Below are 16,640 nucleotides of genomic sequence, written 5' to 3'. Positions count from 1 at the left end.
TCCTTGGCGATTGCTTGCGGACCTGGGTTTTATAGCGGATAAATGGCTGGTTTTTACCTGCCAATTATTCGGTAGTTACCAGACCATTTTCAGGGGCGCGATCCGGCCCCAGGATAGGCAGGCACCTTTCAAATCCATCCGCCAAGGACCAGGCCAATGTTCAAACACGCCCAGCTGGAATCGGTAAAAGCCTGGCTAACGGATCCCGCCCATGGCGCACTGGCGCGGCATGTGCGCATCCAGCGGGCCATCCGCCAGTTGATCCTTGAGGGTGCCCTGGCGGTCGGCAAGCCGCTGCCGGCGTCGCGGTCGCTGGCAATTTCCCTGGGCGTCTCGCGGGATACCGTGGAGTCGGCCTACAGCCAGTTGCACGCCGAGGGCTTTATCGAGCGGCGCGTAGGCAGCGGCAGCTTCGTGTCACAACGGGCCCGCTGCCTGCCGTTGCGTAAGCGCCAGCGGCCGTCACACAGCGAGGCCCCGGTGCAGTTGAGCCGCCGAGGTGAAGCGCTATTGCACAGCGGTGGCGTTCACAACTTCCAATCACCCCGCCCCTTCGCCCCGGGCGTGGCAGAAACCCGGCGTTTCCCCCTGGCCGTCTGGGAGAAGCTGGAGCGGCAGGTATACAAGCAATACGGCACTCGTGCCCTGGAACACAGCGAGCCACAGGGCATGCTCGCCTTGCGCAGTGCAATCGCCGACTACCTCAACCTCGAACGCGGCGCGCAGGCATCCGCTGACCGCATCCTGATCCTCACCAGCTCGCAGCAGGCCCTGGGCTTGTGCGCCCAGGTACTCATGGACGCAGGCGACCGGGTGCTGGTCGAGGACCCGCTGTACCAGGGCACCCGCAAGGCCATCAGCGCCGCCGGGCTGCAAGGCGTGCCGGTGCCGGTGGACGCGCACGGCCTGCAGGTGGAAGGCATGGCCCAGCTAGCGCCGGATGCCCGGGCGCTGTTCCTCACGCCCTCGCACCAATACCCGACCGGCGCCACCCTGTCGCTTGACCGGCGCCTGCTGGCCATCGAATGGGCGCGCCAGCAGCGGGCGTGGATCATCGAGGACGACTACGACAGCGAGTTCCACTATGCCGGCCGCCCCACCGCCTGTGTGCAGGGCTTGGATTCGCACTCGCGCACGCTGTACATCGGCACCTTCACCAAGTCGCTGGGCGCCGGGCTGCGCATCGGCTACCTGCTGCTGCCGCCCCAGCTCGTCGCGCCAATGACCGCTGCGCGAACGCTGCAGGATGGCCACAACGCATCCATCGCCCAGCTGACCCTGGCCAGGTTCATGGAGGACGGACACTTCAACGCCCATGTGCGGGCAATGCGAAGCCTCTATGCCGAGCGACGCGACGTGCTGGCGGACCTGGTGCAGCGGCACCTGGGGGCGTTCCTGCGCCCGCAAGTGCCGGTGGGTGGGCTGCAGATGCCCTGCCACTTCGTTCAGGACTTGGCGGAAGACGCAGTGGTCAGGGCGGCACGTGGAGCGGGGATTGATCTGTTGGGGCTGGGCAGCTTGTACGCGGTGCCGAGGAACGATGCCGGCTTGCTGATGGGGTTTGCGGCACTGACGCCCACCGAGATGAGGGACGCGATGGTGAAACTGGGGAAGGTGCTGGCAGGTTTGGCCAGATAACGCCTCGGATTGCAGGCATTAACGGCCAATATCGCACTCAGTGCCCAGAAATCCAGGCATTGGCGTTAGAGGAGGTGCAAACAGGTGGCTCCATCGCCACAAGCCCTGGGGTTGTATTGAAAAACCCCCACCCCCTGTATCTGTCGCTGCCTAGTCCTTCATTCCACCATCCCTTCCATACTCCCCCGGATGGCTAAAGGAACCCGCATCATGGCTGCCCTGCTGCTGCAAATGTCCCCCATAGGCCTGGTGATCGCCCTGATCCTGCTGCTGCGCCGCCCGCCCGTACAGGCCGCGCTGGCCGGCGTGGCCGGTGTCTTGCTGCTGTGGGGCCTGGGCGCCGCGCAGCCGCTGTCGACGGCGGTGTCCGGCGCGATCCTGCAAGACACGCTGATCCTGTTTCTCAGTACCGCCTGCGTGATCGTCCCGGGCCTGGCCTTCGTCATCCTGGTCGAGCGCGCCGGCGCGCCGCAGGCGATTGGCGCCTGGGTGCGCGAGCTGGGCTGGACGCCGCCGATGCAGGTGATCTTCATCGTGCTGGGCCTGGCGCCGCTGCTGGAGGCGATGACCGGGTTCGGCGTATCGCTGATCGCTACCGTGCCGTTGTTGATGGGGCTGTTCTCGCGCCAGGTCGGCATGAAGATGGCGCTGGCCGGCATGGTGGTGATGCCTTGGGGCACGCTTGGGCTGGCGACGGTGATCGGCGCGTTGCTGGCGCATGTGCCGGCGCAGGAGCTGGGCAGCCATTCAGCACTGGTGAGCGCTCCGGTGTTCCTCTGCCTGGCCGCCGTGGCGTTGGGCCTGGCGGGTGTTCGTAGTGTTCGGGCATGGCTCGGGCTGGGATTGATCTCGCTGCTGTTCAGCACAGTGCTGTATTCAGTCAACCGCTGGATCGGGCCGGAGGCCTCGGGTGTGCTGGCCGGGCTGGCGGTGGCCGCGGTCGGCCTGGGTATCTCCTGGGCGCGGCGCGGGGCACTGGTGCGCTGGCCGCAGGCGGCATGGCCTTACCTGGCCCTGTTGGCGGTGATCATCGCGTCGCGGGCGTTGTTCCTGTTGTCGGGCTGGGACGGGCTGTGGGTGGTGCACGGCGCCAATGTGTCGTGGAAGCCGCTGGCTTCGCCGGGGCTGGCCTTGCTGCTGGTGGTGCTGATGATGGTCGGCCGCCAGGGCGCGGGCTTCCCATGGCAGGCGCTGGTCACTCGGGCGCGGTTCCCGGTGGCGACGATCTTCCTGTTCCTGCTGCTGTCCCAGGTGATGGTCAAGGCCGGCTTCCTGGTCGAGGCGCAGCGGGCGTTGCAGGCGCTGTCCGGGGTGTCGCTGGCCTCGACGGTATCGCTGCTGGCGGGGTTGGCCGGCTATGTCACCGGCTCCAATGTCGGCGGCAACACGCTGGTGATGCCCTCCATCGCGGCGCTGTCCACGGTCCACGGCCCGTGGCTGGCGGCGATGGTCAACAGCGCCGCCGGGCATGGCGCGCTGGGCTCGCTGTCGATCCTGTCGCTGATCATCGGGCTGGCCGGGGCCAACCGCGAGGAAGAGCACGGGCTGATCCGCTTCGGCTTTGCCCTGGTGCTGCTGAACATCGTCATCGTGGCTGCAACCGGCGTGGTTTTGCTCTACCTTTCCGGAGCCCCCGCCTGACACGACACAAGGCCCCCATGGACAGCACCCCCAAGCCCGACAAACGCTGGCACATCGTCAACACCTGGCTGCTGCGCCAGATCGACAGCGGCGAATGGCCCACCGGCACGCAACTGCCGTCGGTGCGCGAGCTGGCGCGGCTGTTCGACAGCAGCCTGGCCACGGTGCAACGGGCCCTGGCGGAGTTGGAAGCCAATGCCTATGTGCAGGCCACTCCCCGGGTGGGCTATTTCGTCGCCAAGGGCGCGGCCCAGGTCCAGGGCTTTGACCTGGCCAGTGTCAGCGTCAACGTCAACCACGCGGTAGTCGCCATGCTTGCCGAGGCCGCCAGCAACGGCGGGTTGTCGTTGAGCTCGGCGGTGCTGCATGACGAACTCACGCCCCAGGTGCTGCTGAACAAATGCCTGACGACCCTGGCCAGCAAGGCCGATCAGCCGCTGGCCGGCTTGATCGCCCCGCCTGGCCTGGCCTCGCTGCGCCGACGTATCGCCGGGCTGATGCTGCAGCGCGGCGTGGCCTGCGGCCCGGATGAAATCCTGGTGACCTCGGGCGACACCGTGGCCCTGGAGCTGGCCCTTGAGGCCGTGGCCCGGCCGGGCGCCACGGTGGCCATCGAGACCCCCACCTACTACGGCATCCTGCAGACCATCGAACGCCTGGGGATGCGCGCCCTGCCCATGCGCACCCACGCAGGCAGCGGCATGGACCTCGACCACCTGGCATGGGCGCTGAAACGCAAGAAGGTCGATGTGGTCTTCCTCAACCCGACGCTGCAAAACCCTCGCGGCTTCATCATGCCCGACGCGGCCCGGGCCGAGCTATCGCGCCTGGCGCAGGCGGCGGATGTGCCGATCATCGAGGACGACATCTTCTTCGACCTGGTGGACGAGGCGCAGCGCCCGAAGGCGATCAAGCACTACGACGCGACCGGGCAGACGATCTACTGCTCGTCGTTCTCCAAGACCGTGGCGCCGGGCTACCGGGTGGGCTGGTGCGTGGCCGGGCGTTATCGGGACGCGATCCTGGCCCAGCTGTTTTCGCGCAACCTGGCGGTGTCGAGCCTGGCCCAGCGCGTGCTGGACGAGTTCATCGGGCGCGGGTACATGGAGGCGCACTGCGCGAAGCTGCGTGGGCGGCTGGCGGCGCAGGCCGAGGTGATGGAAACGCTGGTGCGCTCGGAGTTTCCACCGGGGACGCGGTATGTAGCGCCTGCTGGAGGATTCATCCACTGGCTCGAATTGCCGGAAGGGACGGATATGGCGGTATTGCGAGAGCTTGCCGCCGAGCGCGGATGCAAGGTGGGCGACAGCGGGATGTTCTTTGCCGATGGGGAATGTGGCACGGGGTTGCGGGTGTGTCTTGGGCGGGTGATTACGCCGGAGGTGATGGGCGGTTTGAAGGTACTGGCGGCGTGTGCGCGGCAGGCACAGGTGCCTTGTCTGAGCTGAGCCGACAGGCCACTCGGTCAGCTCAGGTGCGCATGGCTGCGCAGATGCTCGGCCAGCATGTCGATGAAGGTGCGCACCTTGGTCGACCCGTACTTGCTCTCGCGATGCAGGATATGGATCGGCCAGGGCGCTTCCTCGTACTCGGCCAGGATCACCTGCAAGCGCCCGGCCGCGACCTCATCCGCCACCTGGTACGACAGCAGCCGGGCGATTCCCAGCCCGGCACTGGCCGCGGCGATGGCGGCGTCGTTGCTGGTCACGGTCAGGCGCGGCTTCATGCGGATCAGCGTCGGGTCGTCGATGGCGCCGAAACGCCAGTCGGTGCGAGGTGACAGCGTCCCGGCGGCAATGACCTCGTGCTTCTGCAACTCCGAGGGGTGCCGCGGCGTGCCATGACGCTCCAGGTACTCGGGCGAGGCGCACAGCAACCGGCGCATCTTGCCCACCCGTAGCGCCTTCAGGCCCGAGTCGGGCAACTGGCCGATGCGCACGGCCACGTCCATGCCCTCCTCCACCAGGTTCACCACGCGGTCGAGGAAGAACGCCGAGACGTCCACCTCGGGGTACTGCTGCAGGTAGCGCACGATGCAGGGCATGACGAACTTCTTGCCGAACAGGATCGGCGCGGTCACCGCCAGGTCGCCCTTGGGCGAGGCATTGATGCCGGCGGCGGCTTCGTTGGCTTCGATAATGCTGGCGAGGATATGCCGGGTGTCTTCCAGATAGCGCCCGCCGGCCTCGGTCAGGCGCACGCTGCGAGTGGTGCGCAGCAGCAGCTTGACCCCGAGCTGCTCCTCCAGGGCGCTGACGGCGCGGGTTACCGCCGCTGGCGAGATGGCCAGGCGGCGGGCGGCGGCGGCGAAGCTTTCCAGCTCGCCGACGGCCACGAACACTTTCATCAGGTGGATCTGGTCCATGCCGCGCCCCACGCGTTGTCGTGGGGCGATTATCCCTGTGCGCACGCTAGAGCTCCAGCACCACGGCTTGCACACCGTCCTCGGCCTGGGCCGGAACCGCGCAGCAGATCAGCACGCTGCCGGCTTCGGGCAGCTCGGCGGGTGGGTTCGGGTAGTGGACCTGGCCGCTGACCAGCTTGGTCTTGCAGGTGCCACAAGAGCCACCGCGGCAACTGAAGTCCGGCGACAGGCCGCGGCTCTCCGCCAGTTCCAGCAAAGTACCGCCACCAGGCGCCCAACGCGCTTCCTTGGCTGAGCTGGCGAAGTACACCGGCACCGGTTCGCTGGCGGGCGGCGGTTGTTGCAGCGTGGGCTGGTTGTCGTCGGTATGGCGGCGCAGGGTCGAAGGGCCGAAGGCTTCGGCGTGGATGCGGGCATCGGGGACATGCACCGTGCGCAGCCCCTCGTAGAGATCCTGGGTGAAGCTGGCCGGGCCACACAGGTAGAAGTCGTAGTCGTCCAATGGCAGCGTGGCCTTGATCTGCTCGATGCCCAGGCGGCTGGCGAACGCATAGTCGCGGCCCTGCACGGCTTGGGGTTCGGGCAGGCTCAGGGCGCGGTGAATGCTCAGCAGGCCACCGGCGTGTTGTTGGAGTTCGGCAAGCTCGTGCTGGAACGGCAGGTCGGCCAGCGTGCGGCCACCGTGGAACAGGTAGATGCGTCGCCCCAGCCCCAAGGCCAACTGTTCGCGCAGCATGGCGATCAATGGGGTGATACCGACGCCCGCACCGATCAGCACAAGGGGGCGGTCGCTAGTGTGATCGAGGGTGAAGCTGCCCATGGGCAGGCGCACCTGCAAAGGGTCGCCCACCTTCAGTTGCTGGTGCAGGTAGTGTGAGGCAGGCCCCTGCGCCTTGACGCTGATGCGCAGGTGGCCATCGGACGGTGCGCTGGACAGGCTGTAGGTGCGGATCAGCGGTGCCTCTCCATCAACCTGCAGGCGCACGGGAATATGCTGGCCGGGCGCGAAGGCCACCGCCGTGCCCTCCTCGGGTTGCAGGTAGAACGAACGAATATCGCGGCTTTCCTGCTCGATACGCAGCACGCGCCAGGTCAGCCATTGGCGCTGGCGCTCACGCTGTTGCAGGCGCTCTTGGGCTTCACTCCAGGTACCGGTCATCAGGCTGGTGGGCGCGTACTCCTGGAAGGCCCAGCGCAACGACACGGCAGTCGGGCGAATCACCACCTGCTCGATGTCCAGGGTCCAGATCCGCTCGGCCCCCTCGAAAGCGCTGATCAGCGGGCTGTCGAGAACCACCTCGGTTCGCCCTGAAACCTGCAGCACATCGCCGGTGGTGAAGTCGACGAACAACAGACCTGCAACCGGGTTGACCAGCAAGTTGCCGAGGGTGTTGAAATGCAGGTTGCCGGCATAGTCCGGAATGGTCAGGCGATTGCCTTCGACCCTGACGAAGCCGGGGCGGCCACCGCGGTGAGACACGTCCACGGCACGTTGGCCGGTTTCCTGCTCGACGTAACTGGCGACAAAGAAGGTGTCGGCGTTTTCGATCATGGCGCGGGACGCGGCATCGAGTGCCGATAAATCCCGACGCGCCTGCGGCGGCTCATCGACGCGAGTGTATTCGCGCAGCTGGATGTACTGGGGGCAGTTGCCGAACGACTGCTCGACCACCACCTCCAGCTGACCGTTGCCTGCTCGACGGATCAGGCCATTGAGCCGGTTGCGTCGCCGGGTATGCAGCTCGATCCCCAGCAAGCCAATGGCACCGCCATCCACCAGGCTCGGCGTGGCTGGGTCATCAGCGGCAGGCGCGGTGCCGATCAGCAGTTGCCGGGGATCGGGCGAGCTGACGAAGCCTTCCGGGCCTTCGAGCAGCGTCGCCCAAGGGGTGCCAGCGGCATCCACGGCAGCCGCCACCAGGAACGGCAACTGGTGATAGAAAGCCCGGTGCTGGTCGGGCATGAAGTCGCGGATGACCTTCTGGCCGAACACCTCCATGCGCTCTGCAACACCGACTTGCTCCTGCAGCCGTTTTTCACCTGCATGCCAGGGCGATCGCATGGCGGCATTCCTCTGGGTTCAGAGCGTGGTCTGTAAACCGATGACGGTGCGTGGCATCGGCACGAAGCCCGGCAGCGCCTCGATCCGGGCCAGCCAGGCGCGCACATTGGCGTACGGCTCCAGCGACACGTTGCCCTCGGGGGCGTGGGCGATGTACGAGTAGTTGGCGATATCGGCGATGGTCGCCTGGTCACCAACCAGGAACGGGCCCTTGGCCAGTTCGGCGTCGATCACCTTGAGCAGGGTGTGGGCGCGGCCAATCACTTCGTCGGTGTTGAACGAGGCGCCGAATACAGTCACCAGGCGTGCGGCGGCCGGGCCGAAGGCCAACGGGCCTGCCGCCACCGACAACCAGCGCTGCACACGGGCGGCGCCGACCGGATCCTCGGGCAACCAGCGCTCGCCGCCATAGGCCTTGGCCAGATAGACGAGGATGGCGTTGGAGTCGGCGATGACGATGCCGTTGTCATCGATCACCGGCACCTGGCCGAAGGGGTTGATGGCCAGGAACTCGGGCTGCTTGTGTTCACCCTTGGCCAGGTCGACGAATACCAGCTCGGTAGGCAGTTCGAGCAGTGACAGCATCAGCTCGATACGGTGGGCGTGGCCGGACTTGGGGAAGTTGTAGAGCTTGATCGGGCTTGGCATGTGCGGGGCTCCAGGTCAGCGCCGGGAGTGGCGCTGCTGGAGGACATGCTGCACTGGATCGACCGGCAGCAGAATCAGTGCTGGGAGCAATCCAGTATTTCGGCAAGTGGAATAATCACAATTGCGGGGCACGTCGGGTCGCCGCATCGCCGCTCCCACGCGCCCGCGGTTACGATCTCAATGCCGGTGCTGTTTCTGGTACTGGTACAACCCCCGCGCCGCCTCGACCACCAGCGGTACACAGGCCTGGCGCTCATCGAAGCTCATCGAGTCGAGCAGCTCGAAGTTGTCTTCCAGCCCATGCAGCGAAATGGCCTTGAGCAGACGATCCTGCTCTGGCGGCAGCTCGCTCCACTCGGCCACTTGCGTGCCGCGCATGTAGCCGAAGCACCACTCCTCGAGAATGATCGCCGGGCCCTCTTCACTCTCGCCCTCTTCGAACATCGGTTCGAAGCCCTCGAGGTCGGTGGCCAACTCTTCGGCCACCTGGCTGGCATAACGCAGCATCAGCGCGGTATAGGCTTCTTCATGGGCGGGCTTCTTGAACTTGGGCACCTTGCCACCGGCGACAGAAGGCAGCCACTGCTCAGGGTTGACCTTGTTGGGGGAGCTGGCCAGAGCAGTGAAGAAACCGTTGAGCTCGGCGAGGTTGAGTACCGAATAATCGTTGCCGTAGGTGATCAGCAGGTCTTCGAGGCGGTCGAGTTCTTTTTCGCTGAGCGCGGGGAGCATGGGTGGGTGTCCTGTGTAAATGTGCGTGCACCGTAGCATAGGCAACGCCTGCCCGCTCCCTTCATGAGAGCGGGCATCGGGCTATTGCTGCAGCCACTGCGCCAGCTCGGCCTGCCGCCCGCTACCGGCCAGCAGCCACAACAAGAGCCGACATTTGCGCGGGCAAAGCCAGCCAGCCATGTGCAGGCCGCGGGCCTGCAGGTCGATCTCGCCGCCGACGAATCCGTAGGTTCCCCGGGCTGTCGAACCACTGCCGGTGCGGGTGGCGATAATCACTGGCATGCTGTCTGCGACGTCCTTCAAAGCCTCGGCCCAGGCTTCGGAGACATGGCCTGCGCCAAAGCCGGCAACCACCAGCCCTGAATAGCCCATGGCACCAAAGGCTCGCAGCAGACGCGTATCGGCATCAAGGCACGCCTCCAGTAGCACGACCTGATGATCGACCTGCGTCGGCAGGGGCAACACCCAGCGTGGCGCGGCAGCCTGACGATAGATGGGACAGCCCTCCTCCACTTCCCCTATCGCCCCTGCGCCGGGCGATTCGAAGGCCGCCATTGCCAGGCTGGCAGTCTTGCGCACCCGAGCAGCCAAGTGGATTTGGTCGTTGATCACCACCAGTACGCCACGCCCCCGGCTGCCATCGGCTATCGCAACCTGCACTGCCGCCAGCAGGTTCGCCGGACCATCTGCGCCCGGCTGGCAGGCCGAGCGCATGGCGCCGGTCATGATCAGCGGGGTGTCATGGGGCCAGAGCAGATCGAGGAAATACGCGGTCTCCTCCAGCGTATCGGTGCCCTGGGTAAGTACCACGGCCTGGGCTCCCGCTTGCACTTGTGCGTTTGCCCAGGCCAGCGCAGCCAGCATGTCGGTGAATGCCAGGGAGGCGCTCGGCACCAGGCACAACGTGGCGGTGCTGATTTGCGCCAGTGTCTGCAACTGCGGCAGCGTGCTCAGCAGAGCGGCACAGTCGAGCCGGGGTGTCACACCCTGCCCCGGCGCCGCGGATTGCATGCTGACCGTACCGCCCAGGCTGCCGATAGAAACGAGTGGTGCTGTCATGGGTTACCTCCCGCAAGCAGGCCAACCAGGGGCACGATACCCAGGGTACTGATGGCCATGGACAGGACATTGCCGATATAGCCGTGCATGTAGCCTGGCAGTCGCCGGCTGATGGCCACGGCAAGCGGTGGCGCGATCAGCGCGCCGAGCACTGCGCTGGCGACGACCACCTGCCAGCTGCCACCCAGAGTCAGCACGGCGGCGGGCACGATCGAAACGATGGGAATATAGGTCGGATACCAGCCCCGCTCTTTCCATTGCCGTCGCCAAAACAGCACACCGACCAGCGATGCCAACCCCTGCCCGGCCACCATCTGCAACACCAGTTGCGAACCGTAGGCTGGTGCCGACGGGGCCAATACATAAGCCAGCAATACGCCAAGCAGCAAACCCAGGCTGGCCAGTTCATTGCCAAAGAACGGCGCCTCGCTGAAATCGGCCAGTACCCGACGCAGGGTCCAGACCAGGCCATAGTCCGGCTGGCTCGCCGTCGCTGCGACCTCTGGGCGCTGTCCATCGCGAACCAGCGCCGGAAACCGCTTGCACAGGATGAACGCCAGCACACTGGCCAGGGCCATGCCACTGACATTGCCGATCACCACGGGCAACTGCAGCGGGTAGCACAGGTAGTTGACCAGCAGCAGGCTGGCTGGCGTCACCAGCACGGCACCGAGCAGCGCGCCATTGATCGCGACGCGCCAACCACCACCGAACAGCAGGACCATAGCCGCCGGCAGCGAAACGAAAGCTACGAAAGTCGGCTGCCAGGCACCACCGTCCAGCGTCCAGCCCCACAACGCATGGCTGAGCAGCAAGCCGAGCAGCGAGCTGATGATCAGCCAGGGCCACAGCCCTGTGCCGTAGCAGATGGCAAAACCTTGCCAGCGATGGCCCCGCTGCTGGGCCCAGTGCGCGAGGCTTGCCCCCAGCAGCAACCCCAGTGCCGGCAACTCGTGCTTGTAGAAGGCGACCTCGCTGATATCGCCGACTATCCAGCGCAGCCTACTCAGCGGCTGGTCGAGGGTTGCGACGAGCTGCCCATAATCAGGCCCTCCACCCAACATCAGGCTGGCAACGCACAGTAGCGCGAAGCCCAGGAGTATCAGCGACGACGACCGTTGTCGCGGTAAAGCAAGACGCTGTTCCATGACGCCTCCTCAACGTGGCATCGGCGCATGCAGCCGATACCCCAAGGTGGTGTCGTAGAGGTCGGTACGCCTGTCACGCGGCAGGTCGTTCAGGCTGTTCCATATCGGCGCCGAGCGGGCGGTACTGAGGTCGACGTCGGCATATAGGATACACTCCTCCTCGGCACTGGCCACCTCGCCTATGGGCCAGCCGTTGGTGCCGGCAATCAGCGAACAACCCAGGAAGCGCCCGCCCCGCTCGCGACCAATGCGATTGGCGGCGGCGATATAGACATTGTTGACGTGGGCCGCGGTCATCGTCAGGTACGAGGCCATGCAGCGTCCGGCTTCGTCGAACAGCGGCGGCGGTGTCCAGACCCAGTTGTTCAGGCTGCAGATGATGTCGGCGCCCTGCGCCGACATGAGCCTTGGCACCTCCGGGAACCAGATGTCCCAGCAGATCAGCAGGCCGATGCGGCCGATGGGCGTTTCGAAAACCGGGAAGCCCAGGTCTCCAGGGGTGAACCAGAGCTTTTCCTGGTTCCACAGATGCGCCTTGCGGTAATGCCCGAGCAGCCCGTGCGGGCCGAACAGCACGGCGCTGTCGAAGAGCTTGAGGCCGTCACGCTCGGCGAAGCCTGCAGCCAGATACACCTGCTGCTCACGGGCGAACTCCGCCCAGGCATCAAGGCTTCGCCCACCATCCAGCGACTCGGCGTGAGCATAGGCCTCGGCGCGAGAGTTGAAGGTATAGCCGGTGTTGGCCAGCTCTGGCAGTACGATCAGGTTCGCCCCTTCACACGCGGCGCGGCGGGCCAGGGCCAGGCCACGGCTCAGGTTGCCATCGCAATGGTCGAGGCCGACCTGCGGGTCGTACTGGATGACGGCAATGCGCACGGGGCTGACGGGAATAGTGTGTTCCTGCATGGCGGCTTCCTGTTCTGGTTGTTGTGGAAGGCCGCCAGTAGAACGGGCATGGCAGATGGAACGACAGTCAGCAGGATCCTCTGGAACTGGGGGAGATTGCGAAAAAACGTGGAGGAGCACTCCTACAAAGTTGTTTCAGAGCGGCTGTCGAGGCACCTGATAATGCGGATAGTGCTCAAGGCTGAAGCCACCCTTGAAGTGAGCACCCGTGTTGTTGCAGAGGTTGATCACGGTGTCGATGGCGGTGCGCAGACACGGTTCGGTCCAGCCGGCATCGACAGAGAAGGACTCACCGGCGAGGTAAAGCCCTGAATGGGCGCTCAGGTCACGGTTGTATTTCATCAGGCTAACCGCGTCGTAGTAGGCACCTGCCCGGTACAATTTCGCACAGCCGAGTGCATTCCTGTCTGTCATCCATCTTTGTATGCGGGTGTTTCCAATGTCGATATGCGGCGAGATGGGCTCACCAATGTTGGTACAACGCAACAGAATCCGATCGAGTTCCGCCACGCATTTTTCCACCAGCTCGGTGTCTGAATACGCCGCCAGCTTGGTGGCATCGTCCTCCCAGGTGTAGCTGAGCAGGATGCAATCGCGGCTGTGCTGATCGTTGTAACGGTAGGCATGGACATCGTGCACAAAGCTGTCGGTGACCAGGATCTGCGGTAGATGCGGATGCTGATCGAGAAAGCTTTTACGCAGCGGCGCATAAACCTTGCAGCTGGTCTCCCAATGGGCGTGCTTCCAGGCCTCGACAATGGCCGGTGGCAGCATGCTCCGGGAGAACCCGTCCAGACGCATCCCTGTTTCGATCCACCAGGACGGCGTGGTAAGCACTACGCTATCGAACACGTCACTCATCGGCTGAACCTTGGCGTCATCGCTGTGCCGCCAACGGTAATCGACTCGGATGCGGCCATCGGCCAGTTTGTGCAGGCCATGAACAGTGCTGTCCGTCAGCAAGCCATCCTTACGCGCCACGCATTGGCTGTACAAAGACTCGCCCAAGCCAGCGATGTCCATGAACAGCAGGGCCTCATCCAACGCGGCGATCCCCAGGTAGGCAGGCGCCTGGAAATGCAGGCCTCTGCTGTCGGGCACGGTCTCGGCATCCTGATACGGCGCTGCAAGCACTCGCCCCCTTTCATCTACACGCCCATGCACAAGCTGCAGGTGGCTGCTGAACCCGAAAATGGCGGTGCGCAGCGGATAGAGGCAGCTCACGTCGTAGAAGGCGCCCCAGCTGCCATCACCGATGCCAATTGCGTAGAAGATCGCCGACTCTTCACGGTCCATCCCAAGACCGCCGAAATCGCCTGGATTGGCAGGGTCCCAAGCCTCCTGGATCGGCAGCAATACGAGATCCCGGAATGACAGCCTGTGATATCGCTCGACGATTGCCGACCACATCGCCAGCCAACCTTCTGTGCCGTAAATGGCGGCCACCTGTTCAGCAAAGCGCTCGGCAAAGCGTCGCCACTTGCCATGAATCTTCTGCAGTACTGCAGTAGGTGGCGGGGTGTGACCTTCGGAATTCTTCCAGATCAGCAACTTCGGATCGCACTCCCCTTCCAGCTGGCCTTCACGCAGGTAGATACCCGTCGCATTGACCCACTGCGTGCCAGGGTTGGGGAAGTTGGAAAGCCGCAGGTCGAACAGGTCTGCGTAGTAAGCCATCAATGAACGTCCGGCTTTGGGCGGCTCGCCGCTTCGGTTGAAGAACGGCATGCGCATCGCGCCCATCTCGAAGGGGGCGGTGTGTGCTGGTGACTTGTCAGCCGGGGTCGAAACGGTGAGATGACGTCCCCCGATACGCCGGGCCTGCTCGATCAGGGTGATATGGGTGAAACCACAGCGCAGCAGTTCACGTGCGACGCTAAGGCCGGTGACGCCAGCACCGACAATGCAGATGCGATGTGCAGGACGAGCAGCCTGGGCAATGCCACCTTGTTGTTCAACAAGACGTCGGTAGTCAAAACACAGGTCAGGCGGGTTCGGGAAGCGCGCGGCCCATGGCAGCACTGGAGTATGCGGCTCGACGGCCAGGTGGGCGGGATGGTTGTGCGTTGAACCGATGGTCATGGTTTCGGGTTCTCAGGGTAGGTGGAGCCTGAGCATGCCGAGAGCCGGGAGATGGTGAGTGGTAGATGGGTATCGCGGTGCTGAGTGCGTCGTTGCCAGAACAGACGCAATCACGGGGCAATCCCGCACCCACGTTGTTCTTGCACAACGTGGGAGCAGGATTGCCCCGCGATGAGGGTGCTACGGTTTAGACCGCCAGCGCGCGCTCACGCAGCTCGCTGTTGAGGATGCGGTCGTTCTCGCTGTAGTCGACCGGGCAGTCGATCACGTGCACGCCCGGGGTCTTGATGCAGTGTTCGAGCAGCGGCAGGAAGCCTTCGGCGCTCTCCACGCGGTGGCCATTGGCACCGTAGGCTTCGGCGTATTTGACGAAGTCCGGGTTGCCGTAGTCCAGGCCGAAATCGGTGAAGCCCATGTTGGCCTGCTTCCAGCGGATCATGCCGTAGCCGTCGTCACGCAGGATGACCACGGTGATGTGCATCCCTAAGCGAACTGCCGTTTCCAGCTCCTGGCTGTTCATCATGAAGCCGCCGTCGCCGCAGACCGAGATCACCGGGCGATCCGGGTAGACCAGGTGCGATGCCATGGCCGATGGCAGGCCGGCGCCCATGGTCGCCAGGGCGTTGTCCAGCAGCACGGTGTTGGGTTTGTGCGCCTTGTAGTTGCGGGCGAACCAGATCTTGTAGATGCCGTTGTCCAGGGCGACGATGCCTTCGGACGGCAGGGCGCGGCGGATGTCGGCAACCATGCGCTGCGGGTAGACCGGGAAGCGGTTGTCGTCAGCGCCTTCGGCGATCTGCGCTTCGTTGGCTTCGCGGATGGCCATCAGGCGGGTGAAGTCCCAGTGGCTGGTGTCGGTCAGCGCTTCGCTGATCTGCCACACGGCGTTGGCGATGTCGCCGATCACTTCCACCTGCGGGAAGTACACGGCATCCACCTCGGCCGAACGGAAGCTGACGTGGATCACTTCGGTACCGCCACGGACCATGAAGAACGGTGGCTTCTCGATCACGTCGTGGCCGATGTTGACGATCAGGTCGGCGGCTTCAACCGCACGATGTACAAAATCGCCGGAGGACAGCGCGGCGTTGCCCAGGAAGCGCGGGTGGCGCTCGTCGACCACACCTTTACCCATCTGGGTGGTGATGAACGGGATGCCGGTCTTGTCGATCAGTTGCTTGAGGACCTTGGCAGTCATCTTGCGGTTGGCGCCGGCGCCGATCACCAGGATCGGGTTACGGGCGTTCTTCAGCTTCTCGACGGCGGCTTCGATGGCCACGTGCTCGGCCAGCGGGCGACGGTGCAGGCTGCGCGGGATCGGCAGGGCATCGGTCTGCTCGGCGGCGATGTCTTCCGGCAGTTCCAGGTGCACGGCGCCCGGCTTCTCTTCTTCAGCCAGGCGGAAGGCTTCACGCATGCGCGCAGGGATGTTGTCGGCCGAAGCGAACTGGTGGGTGTACTTGGTGATGGGGTCCATCATGCCGCACACGTCGATGATCTGGAAGCGGCCTTGCTTGGACTTCTTGATCGGCTTCTGGCCGGTGATCATCATCATCGGCATGCCGCCCAGGTAGGCGTAGGCGCTGGCGGTCACCAGGTTGGTCGCGCCAGGGCCGAGGGTCGACAGGCTGACGCCGGTCTTGCCGGTCAGGCGGCCATAGGTGGCGGCCATGAAGCCCGCGGACTGTTCGTGGCGGGTCAGTACCAGCTTGATCTTCGACTTGCGCAGGGACTCGAGCAGGTCGAGGTTTTCCTCACCAGGAATGCCGAACACATACTCGACACCTTCGTTTTCCAGGCATTGCACAACGACATCGGCGGCCTTGGCCATCTTGCTTCTAACCTCAAGTAATAGGACGGTGAAAGTCCAGAAATGCGCAGCACGGTACGCTGGCATCGCTCGGTCCGGGTGCCAGGATTGCCCCGAACCTAAGCCTTGACGCAGGGTAGGTGTGGGGAAGTCACTTAATGTGACGGCAATATTGTCGCACCTGTGACGAGGCGGTGTGAGGTAGCCGACGAGCAAAGGATATTTGCGGTGAACGCAGGGATGTCTGCGATGAAGCCAATCAGCCGTAGAGAGCGCCGCTGACGCAGCGCATCGCCGGCAAGCCAGCCCCACAGACTTTTCCGGGCACAAAGACAAAACCCCTACCTGCTCGCGCAGATAGGGGTTTTGCGAAATGAATCTTGACGATGACCTACTCTCACATGGGGAAACCCCACACTACCATCGGCGATGCATCGTTTCACTACTGAGTTCGGGATGGGATCAGGTGGTTCCAATGCTCTATGGTCGTCAAGAAATTCGGTTGCCAGTACGTCCTTGCAGACATGCCAGCCAATTCGGATATGTGAT

At 64.4% G+C, this 16,640-nt stretch carries 12 protein-coding genes and 1 rRNA gene; 3 read left to right on the top strand and 10 right to left on the bottom strand.

Going from position 1 to position 16,640, the window contains the following annotated elements; translation table 11 throughout:
• Nucleotides 1–156: 156 nt before the first annotated feature.
• The 3 genes from C3F42_RS24360 to C3F42_RS24350 all read left to right on the top strand — a co-directional run bounded on the left by C3F42_RS24360 (nt 157) and on the right by C3F42_RS24350 (nt 4,727).
• The gene (locus C3F42_RS24360) at nt 157–1,638 is read left to right on the top strand and encodes a PLP-dependent aminotransferase family protein (protein WP_104445012.1); all 1,482 of its coding nucleotides are present in this window, start codon (nt 157–159) and stop codon (nt 1,636–1,638) included.
• A gap of 210 nt (nt 1,639–1,848) precedes the next feature.
• Entirely contained in the window at nt 1,849–3,279 is a 1,431-nt protein-coding gene (locus C3F42_RS24355; RefSeq protein ID WP_104445011.1) for an L-lactate permease, read from the top strand.
• 17 nt (nt 3,280–3,296) lie between these two features.
• Nucleotides 3,297–4,727: a PLP-dependent aminotransferase family protein gene (locus C3F42_RS24350; RefSeq protein WP_104445010.1), complete on the top strand. Its 1,431-nt coding sequence runs from the start codon at nt 3,297–3,299 to the stop codon at nt 4,725–4,727.
• A gap of 17 nt (nt 4,728–4,744) precedes the next feature.
• Here the strand turns inward: C3F42_RS24350 and C3F42_RS24345 are convergent, their stop codons facing one another.
• From C3F42_RS24345 to rrf, 10 genes are all read right to left on the bottom strand, one after another.
• Nucleotides 4,745–5,644 (bottom strand): LysR family transcriptional regulator, encoded by a 900-nt coding sequence (locus C3F42_RS24345; RefSeq protein ID WP_094011790.1) that lies wholly within the window; start codon nt 5,642–5,644, stop codon nt 4,745–4,747.
• A 46-nt stretch (nt 5,645–5,690) separates the two neighbouring features.
• Nucleotides 5,691–7,706, bottom strand: coding sequence for a pyridoxamine 5'-phosphate oxidase family protein (locus tag C3F42_RS24340; protein ID WP_104445009.1), 2,016 nt, complete (start codon nt 7,704–7,706; stop codon nt 5,691–5,693).
• 18 nt (nt 7,707–7,724) lie between these two features.
• Nucleotides 7,725–8,354, bottom strand: coding sequence for a glutathione S-transferase family protein (locus C3F42_RS24335; protein ID WP_046854507.1), 630 nt, complete (start codon nt 8,352–8,354; stop codon nt 7,725–7,727).
• A gap of 177 nt (nt 8,355–8,531) precedes the next feature.
• Nucleotides 8,532–9,086: a UPF0149 family protein gene (locus tag C3F42_RS24330; RefSeq protein WP_023629321.1), complete on the bottom strand. Its 555-nt coding sequence runs from the start codon at nt 9,084–9,086 to the stop codon at nt 8,532–8,534.
• An 81-nt stretch (nt 9,087–9,167) separates the two neighbouring features.
• Nucleotides 9,168–10,145, bottom strand: a complete 978-nt coding sequence (locus C3F42_RS24325; protein WP_104445008.1) for an asparaginase — start codon at nt 10,143–10,145, stop codon at nt 9,168–9,170.
• On the bottom strand, nt 10,142–11,209 hold the full coding sequence (locus tag C3F42_RS24320) for a hypothetical protein (RefSeq protein WP_256586313.1): 1,068 nt from the start codon (nt 11,207–11,209) through the stop codon (nt 10,142–10,144). Before C3F42_RS24320 ends, C3F42_RS24325 begins: the two co-directional genes overlap by 4 nt.
• Before the next feature lie 93 nt (nt 11,210–11,302).
• Nucleotides 11,303–12,199, bottom strand: coding sequence for a nitrilase family protein (locus tag C3F42_RS24315; protein ID WP_023629318.1), 897 nt, complete (start codon nt 12,197–12,199; stop codon nt 11,303–11,305).
• Nucleotides 12,200–12,334: 135 nt separating this feature from the next.
• A complete protein-coding gene (locus C3F42_RS24310) occupies nt 12,335–14,281 on the bottom strand; it encodes an FAD-dependent oxidoreductase (protein WP_104445006.1) in 1,947 nt (648 codons plus the stop codon).
• Nucleotides 14,282–14,468: 187 nt separating this feature from the next.
• Nucleotides 14,469–16,112, bottom strand: coding sequence for an acetolactate synthase large subunit (locus tag C3F42_RS24305; protein ID WP_094011782.1), 1,644 nt, complete (start codon nt 16,110–16,112; stop codon nt 14,469–14,471).
• Nucleotides 16,113–16,469: 357 nt separating this feature from the next.
• Nucleotides 16,470–16,585 (bottom strand): 5S ribosomal RNA (gene rrf, locus C3F42_RS24300).
• Nucleotides 16,586–16,640 lie beyond the last annotated feature (55 nt).

Source organism: Pseudomonas sp. PONIH3 (genome assembly GCF_002934345.1).
Lineage (GTDB): Bacteria > Pseudomonadota > Gammaproteobacteria > Pseudomonadales > Pseudomonadaceae > Aquipseudomonas > Aquipseudomonas soli.
This window is presented reverse-complemented; position numbering and strand designations above follow the sequence as displayed.